Raw genomic sequence first — 20,942 nt, forward strand, 5'->3', positions numbered from 1 at the left:
TCCATTTTCCCGCTCGGGAGCCCCCGCGATGCTGCGTATCAGCCAAGAAGCTCTGACCTTCGACGACATTCTCCTAGTGCCCGGTTATTCCGAAGTACTGCCTAACGAAGTCAGTCTCAAAACCCGTCTCACCCGTGGCATCGAACTGAATATCCCGTTGGTTTCCGCCGCCATGGACACCGTGACCGAAGCCCGTCTGGCCATTGCCATGGCCCAGGAAGGCGGTATCGGGATCATCCACAAGAACATGACCATCGAACAGCAGGCCGCCGAAGTGCGCAAGGTCAAGCGGTTCGAGGCTGGCGTGGTCAAGGATCCGATCACCATCGAGGCTGACGCCACGGTTCGCGATCTGTTCGAACTGACCCGCATGCACAACATCTCCGGCGTTCCGGTGCTGCACGATGGCGACCTGGTCGGCATCGTCACTTCCCGCGACGTGCGTTTCGAGAACCGCCTGGATGCCACCGTCCGCCAAGTGATGACGCCTAAAGAGCGCCTGGTCACGGTCAAGGAAGGCATCAGCAAGGACGCCGTTCGTGAGTTGTTGCACAAGCACCGCATCGAGCGCGTGCTGATCGTCGATGACAAATTCGCCCTCAAGGGCATGATGACCGTCAACGACATCGAAAAAGCCAAGGCTTACCCGCTGGCCAGCAAGGACGACCAGGGTCGCCTGCGCGTCGGCGCTGCGGTCGGTACCGGCAAGGACACCGGTGACCGTGTCGCCGCCCTGGTCAATGCTGGCGTAGACGTGGTGGTGGTCGACACTGCCCACGGCCATTCCAAAGGCGTTATCGATCGCGTTCGTTGGGTCAAGCAGAACTTCCCTGAAGTGCAGGTGATCGGCGGCAACATCGCCACCGGCGCTGCCGCCAAGGCCCTGGCCGAAGCTGGCGCCGACGCGGTCAAGGTCGGTATCGGCCCGGGTTCGATCTGCACCACCCGCATCGTCGCCGGTGTCGGCGTGCCGCAAATCAGCGCCATCGCCAACGTCGCCGCGGCCCTTGAAGGCACGGGCGTACCGTTGATCGCCGACGGCGGCATCCGTTTCTCCGGTGACCTGTCCAAGGCCATCGTTGCCGGTGCTTCCTGTGTGATGATGGGTTCGATGTTCGCCGGTACTGAAGAAGCACCAGGCGAGATCGAGCTGTTCCAGGGCCGTAGCTACAAGGCGTACCGTGGCATGGGTTCGCTGGGCGCCATGTCCCAGGCCCAGGGCTCTTCCGACCGTTACTTCCAGGACTCCTCCGCGGGTGCCGAGAAGCTGGTGCCGGAAGGCATCGAAGGTCGCGTGCCGTACAAAGGCACCCTGAGCGCCATCATCCATCAACTGATGGGCGGCCTGCGTTCTTCCATGGGCTACACCGGCAGCGCCGACATCGAAGAGATGCGCACCAAGCCGGAATTCGTGCGCATCACCGGTGCTGGCATGGCCGAGTCCCATGTCCACGACGTACAGATCACCAAGGAAGCGCCGAACTACCGCGTAGGTTAAGGCCTTCAGTAAAACGTTAATCACCGGGGCTGTTCATTCAGCCCCGAGTTGTTTCTGATTCACTACATGAGAATGAGTCATGGCCCTCGACATTCACGCTCACCGCATCCTGATCCTCGACTTCGGTTCCCAGTACACCCAGCTGATTGCCCGCCGCGTGCGTGAAATCGGCGTGTACTGCGAATTGCATCCGTTCGACATGGATGACGAAGCGATTCGCGAATTCGCGCCTAAAGGCGTCATCCTCGCCGGCGGCCCCGAGTCCGTGCACGAAGCCAACAGCCCGCGCTGCCCGCAAGCGGTGTTCGACCTGGGCGTGCCGGTCTTCGGCATCTGCTACGGCATGCAGACCATGGCTGAACAACTGGGCGGCAAGGTAGAAGGTTCCGACCTGCGTGAGTTCGGTTATGCCCGCGTTGACGTGGTCGGCAAGAGCCGCCTGCTGGACGGCATCGAAGACCATATCGACGCCGACGGCCTGTTCGGTCTCGACGTGTGGATGAGCCACGGTGACAAGGTCACCAGGATGCCGGAAGACTTCCACATCCTGGCCAGCACCCCGAGCTGCCCGATTGCCGGCATGTTCAACGATGACCGCCGTTACTACGGCGTGCAGTTCCACCCGGAAGTGACCCACACCAAGCAGGGCGGCCGCATCCTGTCGCGCTTCATCCTCGACATCTGCGAGTGTGAAGCCCTGTGGACCCCGTCGAAGATCGCTGAAGACGCCATCGCCCAGGTGCGTGCCCAGGTCGGTACCGACAACGTGCTGCTCGGCCTGTCCGGCGGTGTGGACTCCTCGGTGGTCGCCGCGCTGCTGCACAAGGCCATCGGCGACCAGCTGACCTGCGTCTTCGTCGACAACGGCCTGCTGCGCCTGCACGAAGGCGAGCAAGTGATGGCCATGTTCGCCGAGAACATGGGCGTCAAGGTGATCCGCGCCAACGCCGAAGAGCAGTTCCTGAACAACCTGGCCGGCGAGTCCGACCCGGAGAAGAAGCGCAAGATCATCGGCCGCACCTTCATCGACGTGTTCGATGCCGAATCCTGCAAGCTGGACAACATCAAGTACTTGGCCCAGGGCACCATCTACCCCGACGTGATCGAGTCGGCCGGCGCCAAGAGCGGCAAGGCCCACGTGATCAAGTCCCACCACAACGTCGGTGGCTTGCCGGAAGAGATGAACCTCAAGCTGGTCGAACCGCTGCGCGAACTGTTCAAGGATGAGGTGCGTCGCCTCGGCCTGGAATTGGGCCTGCCGTACGACATGGTCTACCGCCACCCATTCCCAGGCCCGGGCCTGGGCGTGCGGATCCTCGGTGAAGTGAAGAAGGAATACGCCGACCTGCTGCGTCGCGCCGACCACATCTTCATCGAAGAACTGCGTAAGGCCGACTGGTACCACAAGGTCAGCCAGGCGTTCGTGGTGTTCCAACCGGTGAAATCCGTTGGCGTGGTTGGTGATGGCCGTCGCTACGCCTGGGTCGTGGCCCTGCGTGCCGTGGAAACCATCGACTTCATGACCGCTCGCTGGGCGCACCTGCCATACGAGCTGCTGGAAACCGTTTCCGGGCGCATCATCAACGAAATCGAAGGTATTTCTCGCGTGACGTATGACGTGTCGAGCAAGCCGCCGGCGACGATTGAGTGGGAATGAGTCAGGCGTAAATAAATATAGGTACCGCTGACGGTCCTTATATTGCCTCCGGCACCTGCCTTGATCAAAAGCCCTGTGGATAACTTCCACAGGGCTTTTTTCATTTTCGCTGGCCAATTCCAAGCTTCTTCCCGCCTCCAACCGCAATGACATACTGGGACAGTGTAGGGAGGGCAGTGCCGTCACCTTTCGCGACGATTACCCGCCTTAGAGCGCAGCGGGAAACGCTATCATCGGGCAGCCGGGACGACTGGCGCTGGAGTTCACTCGTGATGCTCCTGATGCGGTCAAGGCCGTGCTTAGCGCTCTGGCCGACGTAGCGCAGATCGTAGGTGTATCTCGGCAGAACATGCACAAGTTGATGTTGGCTTATCCAGGCAGCTTCCCGACGCCCGTGCACGAGGGGAGTACATCTATCCGGCATTTGGCAGACGTTCTGAGCTGGCTGCAGGCCAGGGGCAACTATTCGCTTACCAAGGACGTGTTGGATGTGGCCCAGGTGGCCTTGCAGGTCAACGTTGCGAAAGAAGGCCGACGGTTACCGAACCAGGCTTTCAAGGAGTTGGAAGCTTTGGTTGGGTGACAGCCATCGTTGTTCGAGCGAGATGGCGCGACAATCCTTCACTTAATATTTCTCAATTGCAGGTGTATCGTATTCGCCTTTTGCGGGCCTACGGTTCGCAGCAATTGCAGAGGTGCTTGCGTTCATGTCCTTTACCCGTCGCCAAATACTCGGTGGCCTGGCCGGTCTTGTTGTCGTTGGCGTGGGTGCGGGAGGTGCTTCGCGGTATTGGCTGGGCAAGATGGCCAATGCCGAGGCCGGTCACGACTATGAATTGATCGCGGCGCCCCTGGATGTCGAGCTGGTGGCCGGGCACAAGACCCAGGCCTGGGCCTTCGGGCCGTCGGCGCCGGGTACTGAATTGCGGGTGCGCCAGGGCGAATGGTTGCGGGTGCGCTTCATCAATCACCTGCCGGTCGCCACCACCATTCACTGGCACGGGATCCGCTTGCCGCTGGAGATGGACGGCGTGCCGTATGTCTCGCAACTGCCGGTGTTGCCGGGTGAGTACTTCGATTACAAATTCCGCGTGCCGGACGCCGGCAGCTATTGGTATCACCCCCACGTCAACAGCAGCGAAGAGCTCGGGCGTGGGTTGGTGGGGCCGCTGATCATCGAAGAACGCGAGCCCACCGGGTTCAAATACGAACAGACCTTGAGCCTCAAGAGCTGGCATGTGGATGAACAAGGCGAGTTCGTCGCCTTCAGCATTCCCCGCGAGGCAGCGCGCGGCGGCACGGCCGGGCGGCTGGCGACCATCAACGGCGTGCCGGAGGCGGTGATTGAGCTGCCGGCCGGGCAGATCACCCGGGTACGTTTGCTCAACCTGGATAACACCCTGACCTACCGGATCAATATTCCGGGCGTTGAAGCGCAGATCTATGCGCTGGACGGCAACCCGATCGAACCGCGCCCGTTGGGCAAGGAATACTGGCTTGGCCCGGGCATGCGCATTTGCCTGGCGATCAAGGCGCCGCCGGCCGGGGAAGAGCTTTCGTTGCGCAATGGCCCGGTGCGCCTGGGAACCTTGCGTTCGGTGCCCAACAGTGACGCGCCGACCCAGTGGCCGCCGGCACTGCCCGCCAACCCGGTGTCCGAGCCGGACCTGGCCAATGCCGAGAAACTCAACTTCAATTTCGAATGGGTTGGCTCGGTGTCGGTCAACGTCGACAATGGCAAGCCGCCGAGCCTGTGGCAGATCAACGGCAAGGCCTGGGACATCACCGACAAGACCTGCGCCGACCGGCCAATCGCCACGTTGAAGAAAGGCCAGAGCTACATTTTCGAATTGAAGAACATGACTCAGTACCAGCACCCGATTCATTTGCACGGCATGAGCTTCAAGGTGATTGCGTCTAACCGGCACAAGGTCATCCCGTATTTCACCGACACCTACCTGCTGGGCAAGAACGAGCGGGCGCAGGTGGCGCTGGTGGCGGATAACCCAGGGGTGTGGATGTTCCATTGCCATGTGATCGACCACATGGAAACCGGCCTGATGGCCGCCATCGAGGTGGCGTGATGCGCCAGATTCGCCCGGCCAAAATCATCGACCGCAGCCGTGACCAGGACTTCATGCGCGAAGCCCTGGCCCTTGCTGCCCAAGGCGCGGCCCTGGGCGAAGTGCCGGTGGGTGCGGTGCTGGTGCAGGACGGCGAGATCATTGGGCGCGGCTTCAACTGCCCGATCAGCGGCCACGACCCCAGCGCCCATGCGGAAATGGTCGCCATCCGCGCCGCCGCCCAGGCCGTAAGCAACTATCGCCTGCCCGGCAGCACCCTCTACGTGACGCTGGAGCCCTGCAGCATGTGCGCCGGTCTGATCGTCCACTCACGCATCGCGCGGGTCGTCTACGGCGCCCTGGAACCCAAGGCCGGCATCGTCCAGAGCCAGGGGCAGTTTTTCAACCAGGGATTCCTGAATCATCGAGTGATGTTCGAGGGCGGGGTGCTCGCTGAAGAGTGCAGCACGGTGTTGAGTGAGTTCTTCAAGGCCCGTAGAGCCAAGCCTTCAGACTGAACCTGTTGTGGGAGCGAGCTTGCTCGCGATGATGGCCTGACATTCAAGAAAGATGTTGCCTGACAGACCGCTATCGCGAGCAAGCTCGCTCCCACAATGATTTTCAGTGCCTGGAACGCTGGGGCTATTTCCGCGCCACAATCACCGCCCGCATCGGCGCCGGCAGTCCTTCGATGGTTTTGCTGTGGTCGGCGGGGTCGAGGAAGTCGCTCAGCGACTGATATTTCATCCACTCGGTGCTGCGCTGTTCTTCCACGGTGGTCAAGCTCACGTCCACACAGCGCACGTCGCTGAATCCGGCGCGGCGCAGCCAGCGTTCCAGGGCCGGTACCGAGGGCAGGAACCACACGTTGCGCATCTGTGCGTAGCGGTCCTCGGGGACCAGCACCTGATGTTCGTCACCTTCGATCACCAGGGTTTCCAACACCAGTTCGCCACCCTTGACCAGGCAGTCCTTGAGGGCCAGCAGATGTTCGATCGGCGAGCGGCGATGGTAGAACACGCCCATGGAAAACACCGTGTCGAAGCCTTCCAGTTCCGGCGGCAAGGCCTCGAACGGGAATGGCAGGTGCCAGGCGTTCGGCTGCGAAAGGTAACGCTGCACCGCCTGGAACTGGCAGAAGAACAGCCAGTTGGGGTCGACGCCGATCACCGTGTCGGCTCCGGCGCCGAGCATCCGCCACATGTAATAACCGTTGCCGCAGCCCACGTCGAGGATGCGCTTGCCTTTGAGATCAAGGTGCGGCGCCACCCGTGACCACTTCCAGTCCGAGCGCCATTCAGTGTCCACGTGCACGCCAAACAGGTCGAACGGCCCTTTGCGCCATGGCGACAGGCCCATCAGTGCGGTACGCATCTGGGCACGGGTTTCGTCAGAACAGTCGGTGTCGAGGGTCAGGCTGTTCAGCAGGTCGATTTCGCTGGGTTGCAGCACCGGCAAGGCGTCGAGGGCGCTCTGCCAGCGCTCCAGGTCGCCATGGCCCTTTTCCATTTTGCTGTCGAGTTGCGTCTGCAGCGTCGCGGCCCAATCGGCCAGGGGCGTGCCGGCCAGATGGCGGGCGAGGGGGGACAGATCAATCATGGCAGGGCAATCAACGAGGCGAAGTTAAGACACTGGAACCACGGCACGACTTTCGAGAACCCGGCCGCCAGCAGGCGTTCGCGGTGTTCTTCGAGGCTGTCGGGCTTCATGACGTTTTCGATGGCGCTGCGTTTCTGGGCAATTTCCAGCTCGCTGTAGCCGTTGGCGCGCTTGAACGCCACATGCAGGTCGGTGAGCAGGGCATGTTCCTCGGCGTCGTTGAAGCGCAACTTTTCCGAAAGGATCAGGGCGCCGCCAGGCAGCAGCGACTGGCGAATGCGGCTCAACAGCGCGGTGCGCTGGTCCGGCGCGATGAATTGCAGGGTGAAGTTCAGCGCCACCACCGAGGCTGGCTGGAACGTCAGGGCCAGGATGTCACCTTCGATCACTTCAACGGGCAGCAGCTCCTGGAACATCGAGTCCTGGCCGTTGAGGTATTCGCGGCAACGCTCGACCATCGCCGCCGAGTTATCCACAGCGATCACACGGCAACCGTCGGTGCGCACATGGCGGCGCAGCGCCTGGGTCACCGCACCCAGGGACGAACCCAGGTCATAGAGCACGCTGCCCGGCTGGGCGAATTGCGCGGCGAGCACGCCGAGGTTTTCGACAATGGTCGGGTAACCCGGCACCGAACGCTTGATCATGTCCGGAAACACCCGCACCACGTCCTCGTTGAAGGCGAAGTCAGGCACCTGGGCCAGGGGTTGGGCGAATAGACGATCGGGTTCTTTGCTCACGGCGGTTCCAGCGGCATGGGGGGTGAAAAGGCCGGCATTTTAACTAAAAAACCTGTGGGCGCGAGCTTGCTCCCACTTTGATCTCTGTTCAGTGCCGCTTTTGAGGGAACGCCGATGCCGTAATCCCCCACTGGCCCAGCCAATAACTGACGATGATCAAATAAGGCGCGGCATGGAAGGGCGACACGAACCGGTTGATGCCGATCAGGCTGTCGGAGAAAACAAACGCCAGCGCCCCGGCGGCGGCCAGCCAGGCCGAACGCTTGGGCACCGTGGTGCCCAGTCGCGCCAGTGCTCGCCAGAGCATGGCGCTGATGGCCAGGCCATAGACAATCACCGGGACCAACAGCGGCCCGAGGCCGTTCGACATCAGGATCCCTAACAGGACTGCGCCGATAGCCAAAGCCAGGACCAGCGCCAGCAGCGCCGGGCGGCGGCAGTCGCTGAGGTAGGCTTTCAGGTAGGCCAGGTGCGCCAGCAGAAACGCGCCCAGGCCGAACACGAACAGATCCCCTGGCCAGGCCAGCAACACATCGCCCACCACCGAGAACATCAGCCCGAGGCTGATCCAGCGCCGATATTCGCCGGGCGGCGCATCGTGCAGCCAGCCGAGCAGGGCCAGGACTGGCATCGGCTTGACCAGCAGGCACAGCAGCGACGCATGCACGGTCAGGCCGTACAGGTAGGTGGTCGCGCCCATCAGTGCCAGGATCAGCCAGCCCACGGTCAATTCACCGAAATGGCGCAGTCGAAGGTTTCCACCGGCGGCACTTCCGGCGCCCAGGGCTGTTGATAAGTCAGGCGCAAGCGACCGGTGCCGGTGGCAAACGCCTGGAAACGCCAGGTCGATACCCCGGCGGCGCCGACGATGCCGGCGTCTTCCGGGTTGCGGTAAACCTCCGGCCCCAGGCTTTTCAACACGCCACCGGCCGAATCCTGGATTGCCCAGCGATAACCGGTAGTGGGGTTGCTGGGCAAGCTCAGGATCAGGTTTTGCCCGCTGTTGAGCCGCACCGGGCACTGGCTCAGTTTTTCCACGGTCACGTTGTGTTTCGGTTGCGTGGCGCAGGCGCTCAGCAGAGCGAGGCTGAGGGGGACGAACAGGCGGGTGAGGGACATAAGGGCGATGGCTCCGGCATTCACGACGAACGGCGAGCATACCCGAAGATGCTACTGGGTGTGTCAGGTGGGGATGGGGTGGTGCTGATGACGCCTTCGCGGGCAAGCCTTGCTCCCACAATGGATCTTTGTCGCACACCCAATCTGTGAGCGACATTGACCCTGTGGGAGCAAGGCTTGCCCGCGATGGGGCCCGCACAGGCGCTACAGCACTATCAGAACAACACCTTGGCCACATCCGCAAACCGCTTGGCAAAGTGCACCGTGACACCTTCCTTGAGGTAATCCGGCAGTTCTTCGAAATTGCCCCGGTTGGCTTCCGGCAGGATCAGCTCATTGATTTTCTGCCGCCGCGCCGCGATCACTTTCTCGCGCACCCCGCCAATCGGCAGGACATGCCCGGTAAGGGTCAGCTCGCCGGTCATGGCCACGCCTTTTTTCGGTGCCTGGTTACGGGCCAGGGACAGTAAGGCACTGGCCATGGTCACGCCGGCACTCGGGCCGTCCTTGGGTGTGGCGCCTTCCGGTACGTGCAGGTGGACGAACGCTTCGTCGAAGAACTTCGGATCGCCGCCAAATTGCTTCAAGTGCGAACTGACGTAGCTGTGGGCGATTTCCGCCGACTCTTTCATCACGTCCCCCAGTTGCCCGGTCAGCTTGAAGCCGCGATTGAGGGTGTGGATACGCGTCGCCTCTATCGGCAAGGTCGCGCCGCCCATACTGGTCCAGGCCAGGCCGGTAATCACACCGATGCCGGATAGCACCTGCTCGTTGCGGAACACCGGTTTGCCCAGGGAGGCTTCGAGGTCTTTGGGCCCGAGCTTGATTACCGCTTTCGGATCGTCGATCAGTTTCATCACGGCTTTGCGCACCAGTTTGCCCAGCTGTTTCTCCAGCTGCCGTACCCCGGCTTCCCGGGCATAACCATCGATCAGGGCCTTGAGGGCGCTGTCGTTGATGCTCAGGCTGCCCTTGGACACGCCGGCCTTGGCCAGTTGCTTGGGCCACAGGTGGCGCTTGGCGATGGCGACTTTTTCCTCGGTGATGTAACCCGACAGGCGGATCACTTCCATCCGGTCCAGCAGCGGGCCGGGAATCGAGTCCAGGGTGTTGGCGGTGCAGACAAAGAGCACTTTCGACAGGTCCAGGCGCAAGTCCAGGTAATGATCGAGGAATTCGACGTTCTGTTCCGGGTCGAGGGTTTCCAGCAGTGCCGAGGCTGGGTCGCCCTGGTAGCTCTGGCCCATCTTGTCGATTTCGTCGAGCATGATCACCGGGTTCATCACTTCGACATCTTTAAGCGCCTGCACCAGCTTGCCCGGCTGGGCACCGATGTAGGTACGCCGATGGCCCTTGATTTCGGCTTCGTCGCGCATCCCGCCGAGGCTGAAGCGGTAGAACGGTCGGCCCAGGGATTCGGCGATGGACTTGCCGACGCTGGTCTTGCCCACGCCTGGCGGGCCCACCAGCAGCACGATGGAGCCGCTGATCTCGCCTTTGTAGGCGCCGACGGCGAGGAACTCCAGGATTCGGTCCTTGATGTCGCCCAGGCCCGAATGGTGCTGGTCGAGCACCTTGCGCGCATGTTTGAGGTCGAGCTTGTCCTGGCCGTACACGCCCCACGGCACTGAGGTGGCCCAATCGAGGTAGTTGCGGGTGACGGCGTATTCCGGCGAGCCGGTTTCCAGGATCGAGAGTTTGTTCATTTCCTCGTCGATGCGTTTCTGCGCCTGGGCCGACAGGGTTTTGCCTTCCAGCCGTTGTTTGAACTGTTCGAGATCGGCGCTGCGGTCGTCCTTGGTCAGGCCCAGCTCCTGCTGGATGACCTTGAGCTGCTCCTTGAGGAAGAACTCGCGCTGATGTTCGCCGATCTTGTTGTTGACCTCAGCGGAGATCTCTTTCTGCAACCGCGCCACTTCGACTTCCTTGCGCAGCATCGGCAACACTTTCTCCATGCGCTTGAGCATGGGTACGCAGTCGAGCACTTCCTGCAGTTCGCTGCCGGTAGCGGAGGTCAGGGCGGCGGCGAAGTCGGTCAGCGGCGAAGGGTCGTTGGGGCTGAAGCGGTTGAGGTAGTTCTTCAGCTCTTCGCTGTATAGCGGATTGAGCGGCAGCAGTTCCTTGATCGCATTGATCAGCGCCATACCGTAGGCCTTGACCTCGTCGGTCGGCTCGCTCGGCTGGTGCGGGTATTCGACTTCCACCAGGTAGGGCGGGCGATGGTGCTTGAGCCAGGTGCGGATGCGCACGCGGGTCAGGCCCTGGGCAACGAACTGCAGTTTGCCGCCCTCGCGACTGGCGTGATGCACTTTGACCAGCGTGCCGTACAGCGGCAGCGCCGAGGTGTCGAAATGGCGTGGGTCTTCCTGGGGCGTGTCCATGAAAAACAGCGCCAGGGAGTGATGTTCGGACTTGGCCACCAGCTCCAGGGTTTCGGCCCACGGTTCTTCATTGACGATGACCGGCAACACCTGGGCCGGGAAGAACGGACGATTGTGGATGGGAATGATGTAGACCTTGTCCGGCAGGTTCTGGCCAGGCAGCGCCAGGCCGGTGCCGGAGGAGGTGTGCTCGATGTGTTCGGGATCAGCGTAATCGTTCGCGGCTTCAGTAGAGTGCTGGTCGCTCATGGGGCACCTGCGCAATGGAGTATGGGTCTTAGATGGGGCAGGTGGGGGGTGGTTTCAATGGTGGGCGTTTGTTAGCTGTTATTTCATTGGCGGTTGTTCAGGCGCGTGACAGGTTGGGGCCGGGCCCGTTGCAGGGCCCGGACCGATGTTCAGGCGACCCGGTTCAAATCGTTATGACGTGTCTCTTTCAGGCACAGCACGGCGATCACGCTGAGCACCGCAGCCCCCGAGACATAACCGCCGACGTAGCTCAAACCACCCATCGCCACCAGTTTCTGGGCGAAGAACGGGGCCGCCGAGGCGCCGACGATGCCACCCAGGTTGTAGGCTGCCGACGCGCCGGTGTAGCGCACATGGGTTGGAAACAGCTCCGGCAGCAAGGCGCCCATGGGCGCGAAGGTCACGCCCATCAGGAACAACTCGATGCACAGGAACAGCGCCACGCCGCCGGTGGAGCCGTGGGTCAACAAGGGTTCCATGAGGAAACCCGAGGCAGTTGCCAGCACGCCACCGATGATCAATATCGGTTTGCGGCCGTAACGGTCGCTGGCCCAGGCGGATAACGGCGTAGCGGCGGCCATGAACAGCACGGCAAAGCACAACAGGCCCAGGAAGGTTTCACGGCTGTAGCCGAGAGTGGACACGCCGTAGCTCAGGGAAAATACCGTCGAGATGTAGAACAGCGCGTAGCACACCACCATCGCCGCCGCGCCCAGCAGCGTCGGTGCCCAGTACTGGCTGAACAGCTCGACCAACGGCACCTTCACCCGCTCCTGGCGGGCCATGGCGTTGGCAAATACCGGGGTTTCGTGGAGCTTGAGCCGCACATAGAGGCCGACGATCACCAGCACGGCACTGAGCAGGAACGGAATCCGCCAGCCCCAGGAGCGGAACTGCTCGTCGTCCAGGGTCATGGCCAGGGTCAGGAACAAGCCGTTGGCCGCCAGGAAGCCGATGGATGGCCCCAATTGCGGGAACATGCCGAACCAGGCGCGTTTGCCTTTGGGCGCGTTCTCGGTGGCGAGCAGTGCCGCGCCGCCCCATTCACCACCCAGCCCCAGGCCCTGGCCGAACCGCAGCAGGCACAGCAGGATCGGTGCCCACGCGCCAATGCTGGCGTAACCCGGCAGCACGCCGATGAGGGTGGTGCACACGCCCATCAGCAACAGGGAGGCCACCAGCGTGGACTTGCGCCCGATCCGGTCGCCGAAGTGGCCGAACAACAAAGAACCCAGTGGGCGGGCGAGGAAGGCGATGCCGAAGGTCAGGAAGGACGACAGCATCTGTGCCGTGCCTGAGGTTTGAGGAAAGAACACCGGCCCGATCACCAGGGCCGCGGCCGTGGCGTATACATAGAAGTCGTAGAACTCGATGGCGGTGCCGATGAAACTCGCGGTCGCCACGCGGGTGGCGGAGTTCGTCGGCTGGGCCGACACAGCGTCATTGCAGGTGGTGGTCGTCATGCGCTTATCCCTGACAGTCATGTGCTCCGTTGGAGCGAATTATTATGGTCGAACACCCAGGGATGTGGGTTAGGCCGCTTTCGCTGTTTCAGGTAGGAACAGTCGCAGGGCTGATGCGGATTTTGCCGATGGTCTGGCCGGAACCGGCTGAGTGCGGGGTAAGCACAGGATTCGGGCGGGGCTGGGTAAGCGGGTTGAGTATAGGAAGGGGGCTAACGATTCGACAAGTGAGCCACAAAATAGTGAAGCTTGCGAAGAACCCCGTGGCGAGGGAGCAAGTTCCCTCGCCACGGGTTTAGAGAGCAGCGGGCACCGAACTGTTATGCCACACCAGCACCTGGCTGACGCGGTTGTCCACGGTTTCGATGATTTCCAGCCGATAACGGCCGATCTTCAGGCATACCGGGCTTTCGGGAATGGTTTCCAGGGCTTCGGTCACCAGCCCGTTGAGGGTCTTGGGGCCATCGCAAGGCAAGTGCCAGCCCAGGGTCCGGTTCAGTTCACGGATCGACGCCGCGCCATCGATGATCAGGCGGCCATCGGGCTGGGGATGAACGTGGGGATTATCGAGGCTGTGCTCACTTTCGAATTCGCCGACGATTTCTTCGAGGATGTCTTCCAGGGTGACGATGCCCAATACTTCGCCGTATTCGTCCACCACCATGCCCAGGCGCCGCTGCTGCTTGTGGAAGTTCAACAATTGCAGCTGCAGCGGGGTGCTCTCAGGCACGAAGTAAGGTTCGTGGCAGGCAGCCAGCAGCGCTTCCTTGGTCAGGCTCGCGTCTGCCAGCAGATGGCGGATCTGGCGGGTGTTGAGTACTGCCTCGACCTGGTTGATGTCGCTGTGGAACACCGGCAGACGGGTACGACGATTCAGGCGCAACTGTTCAATGATCTCACCAATCGGGTCATCAAGGTTGATGCCATCGACCTCACTGCGCGGCAGGAGGATGTCGTTGACGGTAATGTTGTCCAGGGCGTGGATGCCGGAAAGGGTGTGCAGGCGGCTGCCGTGGTGTTCGGGTTCGTGCTCGTTGCGCGGTGCAAGGGATGTTTCGTCATCGCTTTGCTGGACCGCGCTGGCCTTGCGGGCAAACGGACGCAGCAGCAACTGACTGACGCCATTCAGCAGCCAGGCCAATGGATAAAGAATCTTCAATGGCACGCCAAGCAGGGCATTGCCCAGTGCCAGCACCGCATCGGGTTGGCGGATGGCCAGGGTGCGCGGCAGGTAATCGGCGAAGACCAGCAGGGCCACACTGGTGCCGAGCCAGGCCGCCCACGGGCCGTTTTCCAGCCAGGTAAAAATCGCCAGCAAGGTGCCGAGCACCACGGCCAGGGTACGGCAGAGGGTATTGCACAGAATCAGGCTGTCCCGGGGGAAGTTCAGCGTCACGGGCGGTTTGTCGTTGGCGCGCGATGCCTTGCGCTGGGCCAGCAGGTGTAGCTGGGCGGCTTCGATCGCGGTGAACAGGGCTGACCAGAGGATCAGCACGACCAGCACAGCAAGCAGTGGCCCCACGGGCAACGTATCCATCAGGGCCGTCCGTCAGATATGCAGAATGTATTCACGGACCAGCTTGCTGCCGAAGTAAGCCAGCATCAGCAGGCAGAAACCGGCCAGGGTCCAGCGAATCGCTTTATGGCCGCGCCAGCCGAGCCGGTTGCGCCCCCACAGCAACACGCTGAACACCACCCACGCCAGGCAGGCCAGCAGGGTCTTGTGCACCAGGTGCTGGGCGAACAGGTTCTCGACAAACAGCCAGCCGGAGATCAGCGACAGCGACAGCAGGGTCCAGCCGGCCCAGAGGAAGCCAAACAACAGGCTTTCCATGGTTTGCAGCGGCGGGAAGTTGCGGATCAGTCCGGACGGGTGCTTGTGCTTGAGTTGGTGGTCTTGCACCAGCAGCAGCAGCGCCTGGAACACCGCAATGGTGAACAGGCCGTAGGCGAGGATCGACAGCAGGATGTGCGCCAGGATGCCTGGCTCCTCGTCGATGATTTGCACCGTGCCCGACGGCGCGAACTGCGCCAGCAGCACCGTGGCCAGCCCCAGCGGGAAGAGCAGTACCAGCAGGTTTTCCACCGGGATGCGCGAGCAGGCGATCAGCGTCAGGGCGATCACGGCCACGGCGATCAGGCTGGCAGCGTTGAAAAAGTCCAGGCCCAGGCCGATTGGCGTCATCAAGTGGGTATAAAGGCTGGCCGCGTGGCCGAGCACCGCCAGCACGCCAAGCATGACCAGCAGGCGTTTGTTCGCCTTGGCGCCGGTGGCCAGGCGGGTGCCTTGATAGAGGGTCGCAGCGGCATAAAGGCAGGCGGCGGCGAGGGTAGCAAGCAAGCTGGGTGACAAGGGGAGCATAAATCCTGTTAGGCAGGCCCGAAAGTCGCTGAGTTTGGCATAGAACCCCCATCGCACGAAAGACCACCGCAACTGACAGTAAGCTGTACGTCGCACGCATCTTCGCTATAATCCGCGACCTGCCCACGCCGCAGGCTCGCCGAGCACATTTTTCACGGTCTGGGCCGCCATTATCCCGGTCTCATCTGGGCCTGAAAGGATCGCGCATGTTTGAAAACCTAACCGACCGTCTCTCGCAGACGCTGCGCCATGTCACCGGCAAGGCGAAACTGACCGAGGACAACATCAAAGACACCCTGCGCGAAGTGCGCATGGCGTTGCTCGAAGCCGACGTCGCCCTGCCGGTGGTCAAGGACTTCGTCAATTCGGTCAAGGAACGCGCCGTCGGCACTGAAGTGTCGCGCAGCCTGACGCCAGGCCAGGCGTTCGTGAAGATCGTCCAGGCCGAACTCGAAAGCCTGATGGGCGCCGCCAACGAAGACTTGAACCTGAGCGCGGTGCCACCTGCCGTGGTCCTGATGGCAGGCCTGCAGGGCGCGGGCAAGACCACCACGGCCGGCAAGCTTGCGCGCTTCCTCAAGGAGCGCAAGAAGAAGTCGGTGATGGTGGTGTCCGCGGACATCTACCGCCCGGCGGCGATCAAGCAGCTGGAAACCCTGGCCAATGACATCGGCGTGACGTTCTTCCCGTCCGACCTGAGCCAGAAGCCGGTGGACATCGCCCAGGCGGCTATTAAAGAAGCCAAGCTGAAATTCATCGACGTGGTCATCGTCGATACCGCCGGTCGCCTGCACATCGATGAAGAGATGATGGGCGAGATCAAGGCGCTGCATGCCGCGATCAACCCGGTGGAAACCCTGTTCGTGGTCGACGCCATGACCGGCCAGGACGCGGCCAACACCGCCAAGGCGTTCGGTGATGCACTGCCGCTGACCGGTGTGATCCTGACCAAGGTCGACGGCGATGCCCGTGGCGGTGCCGCGCTGTCGGTGCGCGCCATCACCGGCAAGCCGATCAAGTTCATCGGTATGGGCGAGAAGAGCGAAGCGCTCGAGCCGTTCCACCCTGAGCGTATCGCTTCGCGCATCCTCGGCATGGGCGACGTGCTCAGCCTGATCGAGCAGGCCGAGCAGACCCTCGACAAGGACAAGGCCGACAAACTGGCCAAGAAGCTGAAGAAGGGCAAGGGCTTCGACCTCGAAGATTTCCGCGACCAGCTGCAACAAATGAAGAACATGGGCGGCCTTGGCGGGCTCATGGACAAACTGCCGAACATCGGTGGCGTGAACCTGGCGCAGATGGGCAATGCCCAGGGCGCGGCTGAAAAGCAGTTCAAGCAGATGGAGGCCATCATCAATTCCATGACCCCGGCCGAGCGCCGCGACCCTGACCTGATCAGCGGTTCGCGCAAGCGCCGTATCGCCATGGGTTCCGGCACCCAGGTGCAGGACATCGGTCGCTTGATCAAGCAGCACAAGCAGATGCAGAAGATGATGAAGAAATTCTCCGCCAAGGGCGGGATGGCCAAGATGATGCGCGGCATGGGCGGTATGTTGCCCGGCGGTGGCATGCCCAAGATGTAAAGAATCCAGGCACCGGCAGTCATGCCGGTGCTGCCCACGGGGACGTGGGATCTCCAGCCAACCCGCCATCGGCGGGCGCTGACCGGCCGTTTTCAACGACGGCTTCATGGCAGATCTGAATGGCATGCCGATAGACGCCGGAAAAAGACATTTGCAAAAGTCCGGATATTCCTTAGAATATGCGGCCTTTCGGGCACCTATGCCCGCTGTGCATTTAGATTTGCAGCACCGACTACAGGAACGATGTTCACATGCTAACAATCCGTCTTGCCCTTGGCGGCTCCAAAAAGCGCCCGTTTTACCACCTGACCGTAACCGACAGCCGCAACCCGCGTGACGGTTCCCACAAGGAACAGGTTGGTTTCTTCAACCCTGTTGCCCGTGGTCAGGAAGTTCGTCTGTCCGTGAACCAAGAGCGCGTAGCCTACTGGCTGAGCGTTGGTGCACAACCTTCTGAGCGTGTTGCTCAGTTGTTGAAGGAATCGGCTAAGGCTGCGGCCTGAGCAATATGAACGCGACGCCAAAAGACGCTGATGATTTGATCGTTGTCGGCAAGATTTACTCTGTTCATGGCGTTCGCGGCGAAGTGAAGGTGTATTCCTTTACTGATCCGATCAAAAACCTGTTGGACTACAAAACCTGGACGCTCAAGCGCGAAGGTAGCGTGAAACAGGTTGAGCTGGTCAGCGGACGTGGGAACGACAAGTTCCTGGTCGCAAAGCTCAAGGATCTCGATGATCGTGAAGAAGCGCGTCTTCTGGCCGGTTATGAGATCTGCGTGCCACGCAACCTGTTCCCTGAACTGACCGACGGCGAGTACTACTGGTACCAGCTGGTGGGTCTGAAGGTCATCGACCACCTCGGGCAATTGCTCGGGAAAATCGATCACCTGCTCGAGACCGGTTCGAACGATGTCATGGTGGTCAAGCCTTGCGTCGGCAGCCTGGATGATCGCGAACGCCTGTTGCCCTATACCGAGCAATGCGTGTTGGCCGTTGACCTTGCAGCTGGCGAGATGAAGGTGGAATGGGATGCGGATTTCTAAACGTGGCTAATTTGCGCGTTGAAGTCATCACGCTGTTTCCCGAGATGTTTTCCGCCATCAGCGAGTACGGCATAACCAGCCGCGCGGTGAAACAGGAGCTGTTGCAGCTCACTTGTTGGAATCCGCGGGACTACACCACGGATCGGCATCACACTGTGGACGATCGCCCGTTTGGCGGTGGTCCGGGCATGGTGATGAAGATCAAGCCCCTGGAAGACGCTCTGGTTCAGGCCAGAAACGCAGCCGGGGAGGGTGCGAAGGTGATTTACCTGTCGCCCCAAGGCCGCCAGCTGACTCAGTCGGCGGTACGCGAGTTGGCGAATTCGGATGCATTGATCCTGATTGCCGGCCGTTATGAAGGCATTGACGAGCGTTTCATTGAAGCTCATGTCGATGAAGAGTGGTCGATTGGCGACTATGTACTGTCTGGCGGCGAGCTGCCGGCGATGGTCCTGATCGACGCGGTTACACGACTGCTGCCTGGAGCTTTAGGGCATGCAGATTCCGCTGAGGAAGATTCCTTTACGGATGGTCTGCTGGATTGCCCGCACTACACCCGACCGGAGGTGTATGCGGATCAGCGTGTTCCCGACGTGTTGCTAAGTGGCAACCACGCGCACATCCGGCGTTGGCGTTTACAGCAGTCCCTTGGTCGGACCTATGAACGACGCGCCGATCTTCTGGAAAGCCGCTCGCTTTCTGGAGAAGAGAAGAAGCTGCTCGAGGAATACATCCGCGAGCGGGACGATAGTTAACAACGTATCGATGGTAAGTCCGACGACTTGCCTTAGGAGCACAGCATGACTAACAAAATCATCCTTGCACTCGAAGCAGAGCAGATGACCAAAGAAATCCCTACCTTTGCCCCGGGCGACACCATTGTCGTTCAGGTGAAAGTGAAGGAAGGCGACCGTTCGCGTCTGCAAGCGTTCGAAGGCGTCGTTATCGCCAAGCGTAACCGTGGTGTGAACAGTGCTTTCACTGTTCGTAAAATCTCCAACGGTGTTGGCGTAGAGCGTACTTTCCAGACCTACAGCCCGCAAATCGACAGCATGGCTGTGAAACGTCGCGGTGACGTGCGTAAAGCCAAGCTGTACTACCTGCGTGACCTGTCCGGTAAAGCAGCTCGCATCAAGGAAAAACTGGCTTAAGTCCAGCTTCCGATGCAAAAAAAGCAGCCTGCGGGCTGCTTTTTTGTTGCCTGGGATTTGGTCTTTGAGCACCCTGCATACCTTGATTTTTCATTTCGATGCAGTGTGTGCCCGCATCCTTCATGAGTTTTTATGCCAGCCATCGATCATCCCCTGATAGACCAGTTTCTCGACGCCTTGTGGCTGGAGAAGGGCCTGTCCGATAACACCCGTGATGCCTATCGCAGCGATCTGGCACTGTTCAATGGTTGGTTGCAGGAAAAAGGCCTGGAGCTGGCCAATGCCGGGCGGGAGTTGATCCTCGATCACCTGGCCTGGCGCCTTGAGCAGAACTACAAACCGCGCTCCACGGCACGTTTTCTCTCCGGTCTGCGCGGTTTTTATCGCTATTTGTTGCGGGAAAAGCTGATTGCCGTCGATCCGACCTTGCGTGTGGAAATGCCGCAGCTGGGGCGTCCGCTGCCCAAGTCCTTGTCAGAAGCGGATGTGGAGGCGTTGCTGGCGGCGCCGGACCTCAGCGAGGCTATCGGTCAACGCGACCGGGCCATGCTGGAGGTCTTGTACGCCTGCGGCCTGCGGGTCACCGAATTGATCAGCCTCACGCTGGAGCAGGTCAACTTGCGCCAGGGCGTGCTGCGGGTGATGGGCAAGGGCAGCAAGGAGCGTCTGGTGCCGATGGGCGAGGAAGCGATCGTCTGGGTCGAGCGTTACATGCGCGACGCCCGTCATGAGCTGCTGGGCGGGCGGCCCAGCGACGTGCTGTTTCCAAGCCTGCGTGGCGAGCAGATGACCCGCCAGACCTTCTGGCACCGCATCAAGCACCAGGCCAAGGTGGCCGGGATCGGCAAGTCCCTCTCGCCCCACACCTTACGCCATGCCTTCGCCACGCACCTGCTCAACCACGGCGCCGACTTGCGAGTGGTGCAGATGCTGCTGGGCCACAGCGACCTGTCCACCACCCAGATCTACACGCACGTAGCCCGGGCGCGATTGCAGGACCTGCATGCCAAGCATCATCCTCGGGGCTGAATGAAGCCCCCACAGAACAGCCTCCACCAACGTCGTGCGTCACCGGCATTCGGCCACTCAGCCCTTATGTGGTAGGCTTTGCCGGTTTGCACAGTGGGCGGCTGGAACCCGAATCTGCGGGTCGGCGTTTCCCCGTCCCATTTGTTCGCCTCAGGAGTCCCCATGCGTTTGATCCAGTTGTTCACCGCCGCCGCCATCGCGCTGGCCAGTACCTTTGCCATCGCTGACGACGCGGCCGACAAGGCTATCCGCAAGAGCCTGGAAAACCTTCAGCTCGAAGTGCCGATCGAAGCCATCTCCGCCAGCCCCATGGCCGGCCTGTATGAGGTCAAGCTCAAGGGCAGCCGGGTCTTGTACGCCAGCGCTGACGGCCAGTACATCGTCCAGGGCAACCTGTTCGAGCTCAAGGACGGCAAGCCGGTCAATCTCACCGAGATCACCGAGCGCCAGGGCATTTCCAAACTGATCAACGGCATCCCGGTTGCCGAAACCGTGGTTTACCCTGCGATCGGTGAAACCAAATCCCATATCACGGTATTCACCGACACCACTTGCCCGTATTGCCACAAGCTGCACGCCGAAGTGCCGGAGCTGAACAAGCGCGGTATCGAAGTGCGCTACGTTGCCTTCCCGCGCCAGGGCCTGGGTTCGCCGGGTGACGAACAGTTGCAGGCGGTCTGGTGCTCCAAGGACAAGAAAGCGGCCATGGACAAGATGGTCGATGGCAAGGAAATCAAGGCCGCCAAGTGCGAGAACCCGGTTTCCAAGCAGTTTGCCCTTGGGCAGTCAATAGGTGTGAACGGTACGCCAGCGATTGTTTTGGCGGACGGTCAGGTAATTCCGGGCTACCAGCCGGCGCCACAAGTCGCCAAACTGGCCCTTGGTGCGAAATGATCATGCGTGGTCTGTTTCTGAAGATCTCGGCTCGGCGAAACCTTCGCCGGGCCGTTAAACACTAAGTCGCGTTACTGCGTGGCTGTATTTCACGGCCGACCTTGCGTCG

Annotated in this window: 19 protein-coding genes and 1 pseudogene; 12 read left to right on the plus strand and 8 right to left on the minus strand. The window is 61.2% G+C overall.

What is annotated here, in order from left to right:
* Positions 1 to 28: 28 nt before the first annotated feature.
* The 5 genes and pseudogenes from guaB to tadA all read left to right on the plus strand — a co-directional run bounded on the left by guaB (position 29) and on the right by tadA (position 5,736).
* Entirely contained in the window at positions 29 to 1,498 is a 1,470-nt protein-coding gene (gene guaB / locus ACWNZ1_RS19830; RefSeq protein WP_135843843.1) for an IMP dehydrogenase, read from the plus strand.
* A gap of 79 nt (positions 1,499 to 1,577) precedes the next feature.
* Positions 1,578 to 3,155, plus strand: coding sequence for a glutamine-hydrolyzing GMP synthase (guaA, locus tag ACWNZ1_RS19835; protein WP_135843844.1), 1,578 nt, complete (start codon positions 1,578 to 1,580; stop codon positions 3,153 to 3,155).
* Between the two features lie 232 nt (positions 3,156 to 3,387).
* A pseudogene (locus ACWNZ1_RS19840) lies at positions 3,388 to 3,738 on the plus strand (helix-turn-helix transcriptional regulator); the annotation flags it as partial.
* Positions 3,739 to 3,862: 124 nt separating this feature from the next.
* Positions 3,863 to 5,239 (plus strand): multicopper oxidase family protein, encoded by a 1,377-nt coding sequence (locus tag ACWNZ1_RS19845; protein WP_256452215.1) that lies wholly within the window; start codon positions 3,863 to 3,865, stop codon positions 5,237 to 5,239.
* Positions 5,239 to 5,736 (plus strand): tRNA adenosine(34) deaminase TadA, encoded by a 498-nt coding sequence (gene tadA / locus ACWNZ1_RS19850; RefSeq protein WP_256452216.1) that lies wholly within the window; start codon positions 5,239 to 5,241, stop codon positions 5,734 to 5,736. The genes ACWNZ1_RS19845 and tadA overlap by 1 nt, the downstream gene beginning before the upstream one ends.
* A gap of 124 nt (positions 5,737 to 5,860) precedes the next feature.
* On the opposite strand, the gene cmoB is transcribed toward tadA, so the two are convergent.
* The 8 genes from cmoB to ACWNZ1_RS19890 form a co-directional block, all read right to left on the minus strand.
* Positions 5,861 to 6,817 (minus strand): tRNA 5-methoxyuridine(34)/uridine 5-oxyacetic acid(34) synthase CmoB, encoded by a 957-nt coding sequence (cmoB, locus tag ACWNZ1_RS19855; protein ID WP_256452217.1) that lies wholly within the window; start codon positions 6,815 to 6,817, stop codon positions 5,861 to 5,863.
* The gene (gene cmoA / locus ACWNZ1_RS19860) at positions 6,814 to 7,557 is read right to left on the minus strand and encodes a carboxy-S-adenosyl-L-methionine synthase CmoA (protein WP_256452218.1); all 744 of its coding nucleotides are present in this window, start codon (positions 7,555 to 7,557) and stop codon (positions 6,814 to 6,816) included. Before cmoA ends, cmoB begins: the two co-directional genes overlap by 4 nt.
* 88 nt (positions 7,558 to 7,645) lie before the next feature.
* Positions 7,646 to 8,281, minus strand: a complete 636-nt coding sequence (locus ACWNZ1_RS19865) for a lysoplasmalogenase (RefSeq protein ID WP_256452219.1) — start codon at positions 8,279 to 8,281, stop codon at positions 7,646 to 7,648.
* A 2-nt stretch (positions 8,282 to 8,283) separates the two neighbouring features.
* Positions 8,284 to 8,676 carry a protease inhibitor I42 family protein gene (locus ACWNZ1_RS19870; protein ID WP_135843850.1) on the minus strand — a complete coding sequence of 131 codons (393 nt, stop codon included), beginning with the start codon at positions 8,674 to 8,676 and terminating at the stop codon, positions 8,284 to 8,286.
* Positions 8,677 to 8,891: 215 nt separating this feature from the next.
* Entirely contained in the window at positions 8,892 to 11,306 is a 2,415-nt protein-coding gene (lon, locus tag ACWNZ1_RS19875) for an endopeptidase La (protein WP_135843851.1), read from the minus strand.
* Positions 11,307 to 11,455: 149 nt separating this feature from the next.
* Positions 11,456 to 12,769, minus strand: coding sequence for an MFS transporter (locus ACWNZ1_RS19880; protein WP_135843852.1), 1,314 nt, complete (start codon positions 12,767 to 12,769; stop codon positions 11,456 to 11,458).
* A 295-nt stretch (positions 12,770 to 13,064) separates the two neighbouring features.
* Positions 13,065 to 14,306 carry an HlyC/CorC family transporter gene (locus ACWNZ1_RS19885; RefSeq protein WP_256452220.1) on the minus strand — a complete coding sequence of 414 codons (1,242 nt, stop codon included), beginning with the start codon at positions 14,304 to 14,306 and terminating at the stop codon, positions 13,065 to 13,067.
* Positions 14,307 to 14,318: 12 nt separating this feature from the next.
* Positions 14,319 to 15,131, minus strand: a complete 813-nt coding sequence (locus ACWNZ1_RS19890) for a cytochrome C assembly family protein (protein ID WP_135843855.1) — start codon at positions 15,129 to 15,131, stop codon at positions 14,319 to 14,321.
* A 206-nt stretch (positions 15,132 to 15,337) separates the two neighbouring features.
* Here ACWNZ1_RS19890 and ffh point away from each other — a divergent pair, with 206 nt between their 5' ends.
* The 7 genes from ffh (at position 15,338) to ACWNZ1_RS19925 (ending at position 20,833) form a co-directional block, all read left to right on the plus strand.
* Positions 15,338 to 16,714: a signal recognition particle protein gene (gene ffh / locus ACWNZ1_RS19895; RefSeq protein ID WP_135843856.1), complete on the plus strand. Its 1,377-nt coding sequence runs from the start codon at positions 15,338 to 15,340 to the stop codon at positions 16,712 to 16,714.
* Positions 16,715 to 16,965: 251 nt separating this feature from the next.
* The gene (gene rpsP, locus ACWNZ1_RS19900) at positions 16,966 to 17,217 is read left to right on the plus strand and encodes a 30S ribosomal protein S16 (RefSeq protein WP_003198088.1); all 252 of its coding nucleotides are present in this window, start codon (positions 16,966 to 16,968) and stop codon (positions 17,215 to 17,217) included.
* Positions 17,218 to 17,222: 5 nt separating this feature from the next.
* The gene (gene rimM / locus ACWNZ1_RS19905; RefSeq protein ID WP_003198090.1) at positions 17,223 to 17,759 is read left to right on the plus strand and encodes a ribosome maturation factor RimM; all 537 of its coding nucleotides are present in this window, start codon (positions 17,223 to 17,225) and stop codon (positions 17,757 to 17,759) included.
* Positions 17,741 to 18,514 carry a tRNA (guanosine(37)-N1)-methyltransferase TrmD gene (gene trmD, locus ACWNZ1_RS19910; protein WP_178084236.1) on the plus strand — a complete coding sequence of 258 codons (774 nt, stop codon included), beginning with the start codon at positions 17,741 to 17,743 and terminating at the stop codon, positions 18,512 to 18,514. Before rimM ends, trmD begins: the two co-directional genes overlap by 19 nt.
* 45 nt (positions 18,515 to 18,559) lie before the next feature.
* Positions 18,560 to 18,910, plus strand: coding sequence for a 50S ribosomal protein L19 (rplS, locus tag ACWNZ1_RS19915; protein ID WP_003175895.1), 351 nt, complete (start codon positions 18,560 to 18,562; stop codon positions 18,908 to 18,910).
* Between the two features lie 132 nt (positions 18,911 to 19,042).
* Positions 19,043 to 19,939, plus strand: coding sequence for a site-specific tyrosine recombinase XerD (gene xerD / locus ACWNZ1_RS19920; RefSeq protein WP_135843858.1), 897 nt, complete (start codon positions 19,043 to 19,045; stop codon positions 19,937 to 19,939).
* A 162-nt stretch (positions 19,940 to 20,101) separates the two neighbouring features.
* On the plus strand, positions 20,102 to 20,833 hold the full coding sequence (locus ACWNZ1_RS19925; RefSeq protein WP_135843859.1) for a DsbC family protein: 732 nt from the start codon (positions 20,102 to 20,104) through the stop codon (positions 20,831 to 20,833).
* Positions 20,834 to 20,942: the final 109 nt, after the last annotated feature.

This window comes from Pseudomonas sp. CFBP 5748 (genome assembly GCF_053850495.1).

What these genes read in the sequence shown, in the direction of transcription:
- rimM (WP_003198090.1), top strand. Translation starts at nt 17,223, where the DNA reads ATGAACGCGACGCCAAAAGACGCTGATGATTTGATCGTTGTCGGCAAG.
- cmoB (WP_256452217.1), bottom strand. Translation starts at nt 6,817, where the DNA reads ATGATTGATCTGTCCCCCCTCGCCCGCCATCTGGCCGGCACGCCCCTG.
- lon (WP_135843851.1), bottom strand. Translation starts at nt 11,306, where the DNA reads ATGAGCGACCAGCACTCTACTGAAGCCGCGAACGATTACGCTGATCCC.
- xerD (WP_135843858.1), top strand. Translation starts at nt 19,043, where the DNA reads ATGCCAGCCATCGATCATCCCCTGATAGACCAGTTTCTCGACGCCTTG.
- tadA (WP_256452216.1), top strand. Translation starts at nt 5,239, where the DNA reads ATGCGCCAGATTCGCCCGGCCAAAATCATCGACCGCAGCCGTGACCAG.
- rpsP (WP_003198088.1), top strand. Translation starts at nt 16,966, where the DNA reads ATGCTAACAATCCGTCTTGCCCTTGGCGGCTCCAAAAAGCGCCCGTTT.
- guaA (WP_135843844.1), top strand. Translation starts at nt 1,578, where the DNA reads ATGGCCCTCGACATTCACGCTCACCGCATCCTGATCCTCGACTTCGGT.
- ffh (WP_135843856.1), top strand. Translation starts at nt 15,338, where the DNA reads ATGTTTGAAAACCTAACCGACCGTCTCTCGCAGACGCTGCGCCATGTC.
- trmD (WP_178084236.1), top strand. Translation starts at nt 17,741, where the DNA reads ATGGGATGCGGATTTCTAAACGTGGCTAATTTGCGCGTTGAAGTCATC.
- ACWNZ1_RS19845 (WP_256452215.1), top strand. Translation starts at nt 3,863, where the DNA reads ATGTCCTTTACCCGTCGCCAAATACTCGGTGGCCTGGCCGGTCTTGTT.
- rplS (WP_003175895.1), top strand. Translation starts at nt 18,560, where the DNA reads ATGACTAACAAAATCATCCTTGCACTCGAAGCAGAGCAGATGACCAAA.
- ACWNZ1_RS19925 (WP_135843859.1), top strand. Translation starts at nt 20,102, where the DNA reads ATGCGTTTGATCCAGTTGTTCACCGCCGCCGCCATCGCGCTGGCCAGT.
- ACWNZ1_RS19890 (WP_135843855.1), bottom strand. Translation starts at nt 15,131, where the DNA reads ATGCTCCCCTTGTCACCCAGCTTGCTTGCTACCCTCGCCGCCGCCTGC.
- ACWNZ1_RS19870 (WP_135843850.1), bottom strand. Translation starts at nt 8,676, where the DNA reads ATGTCCCTCACCCGCCTGTTCGTCCCCCTCAGCCTCGCTCTGCTGAGC.
- ACWNZ1_RS19885 (WP_256452220.1), bottom strand. Translation starts at nt 14,306, where the DNA reads ATGGATACGTTGCCCGTGGGGCCACTGCTTGCTGTGCTGGTCGTGCTG.
- guaB (WP_135843843.1), top strand. Translation starts at nt 29, where the DNA reads ATGCTGCGTATCAGCCAAGAAGCTCTGACCTTCGACGACATTCTCCTA.
- ACWNZ1_RS19880 (WP_135843852.1), bottom strand. Translation starts at nt 12,769, where the DNA reads ATGACGACCACCACCTGCAATGACGCTGTGTCGGCCCAGCCGACGAAC.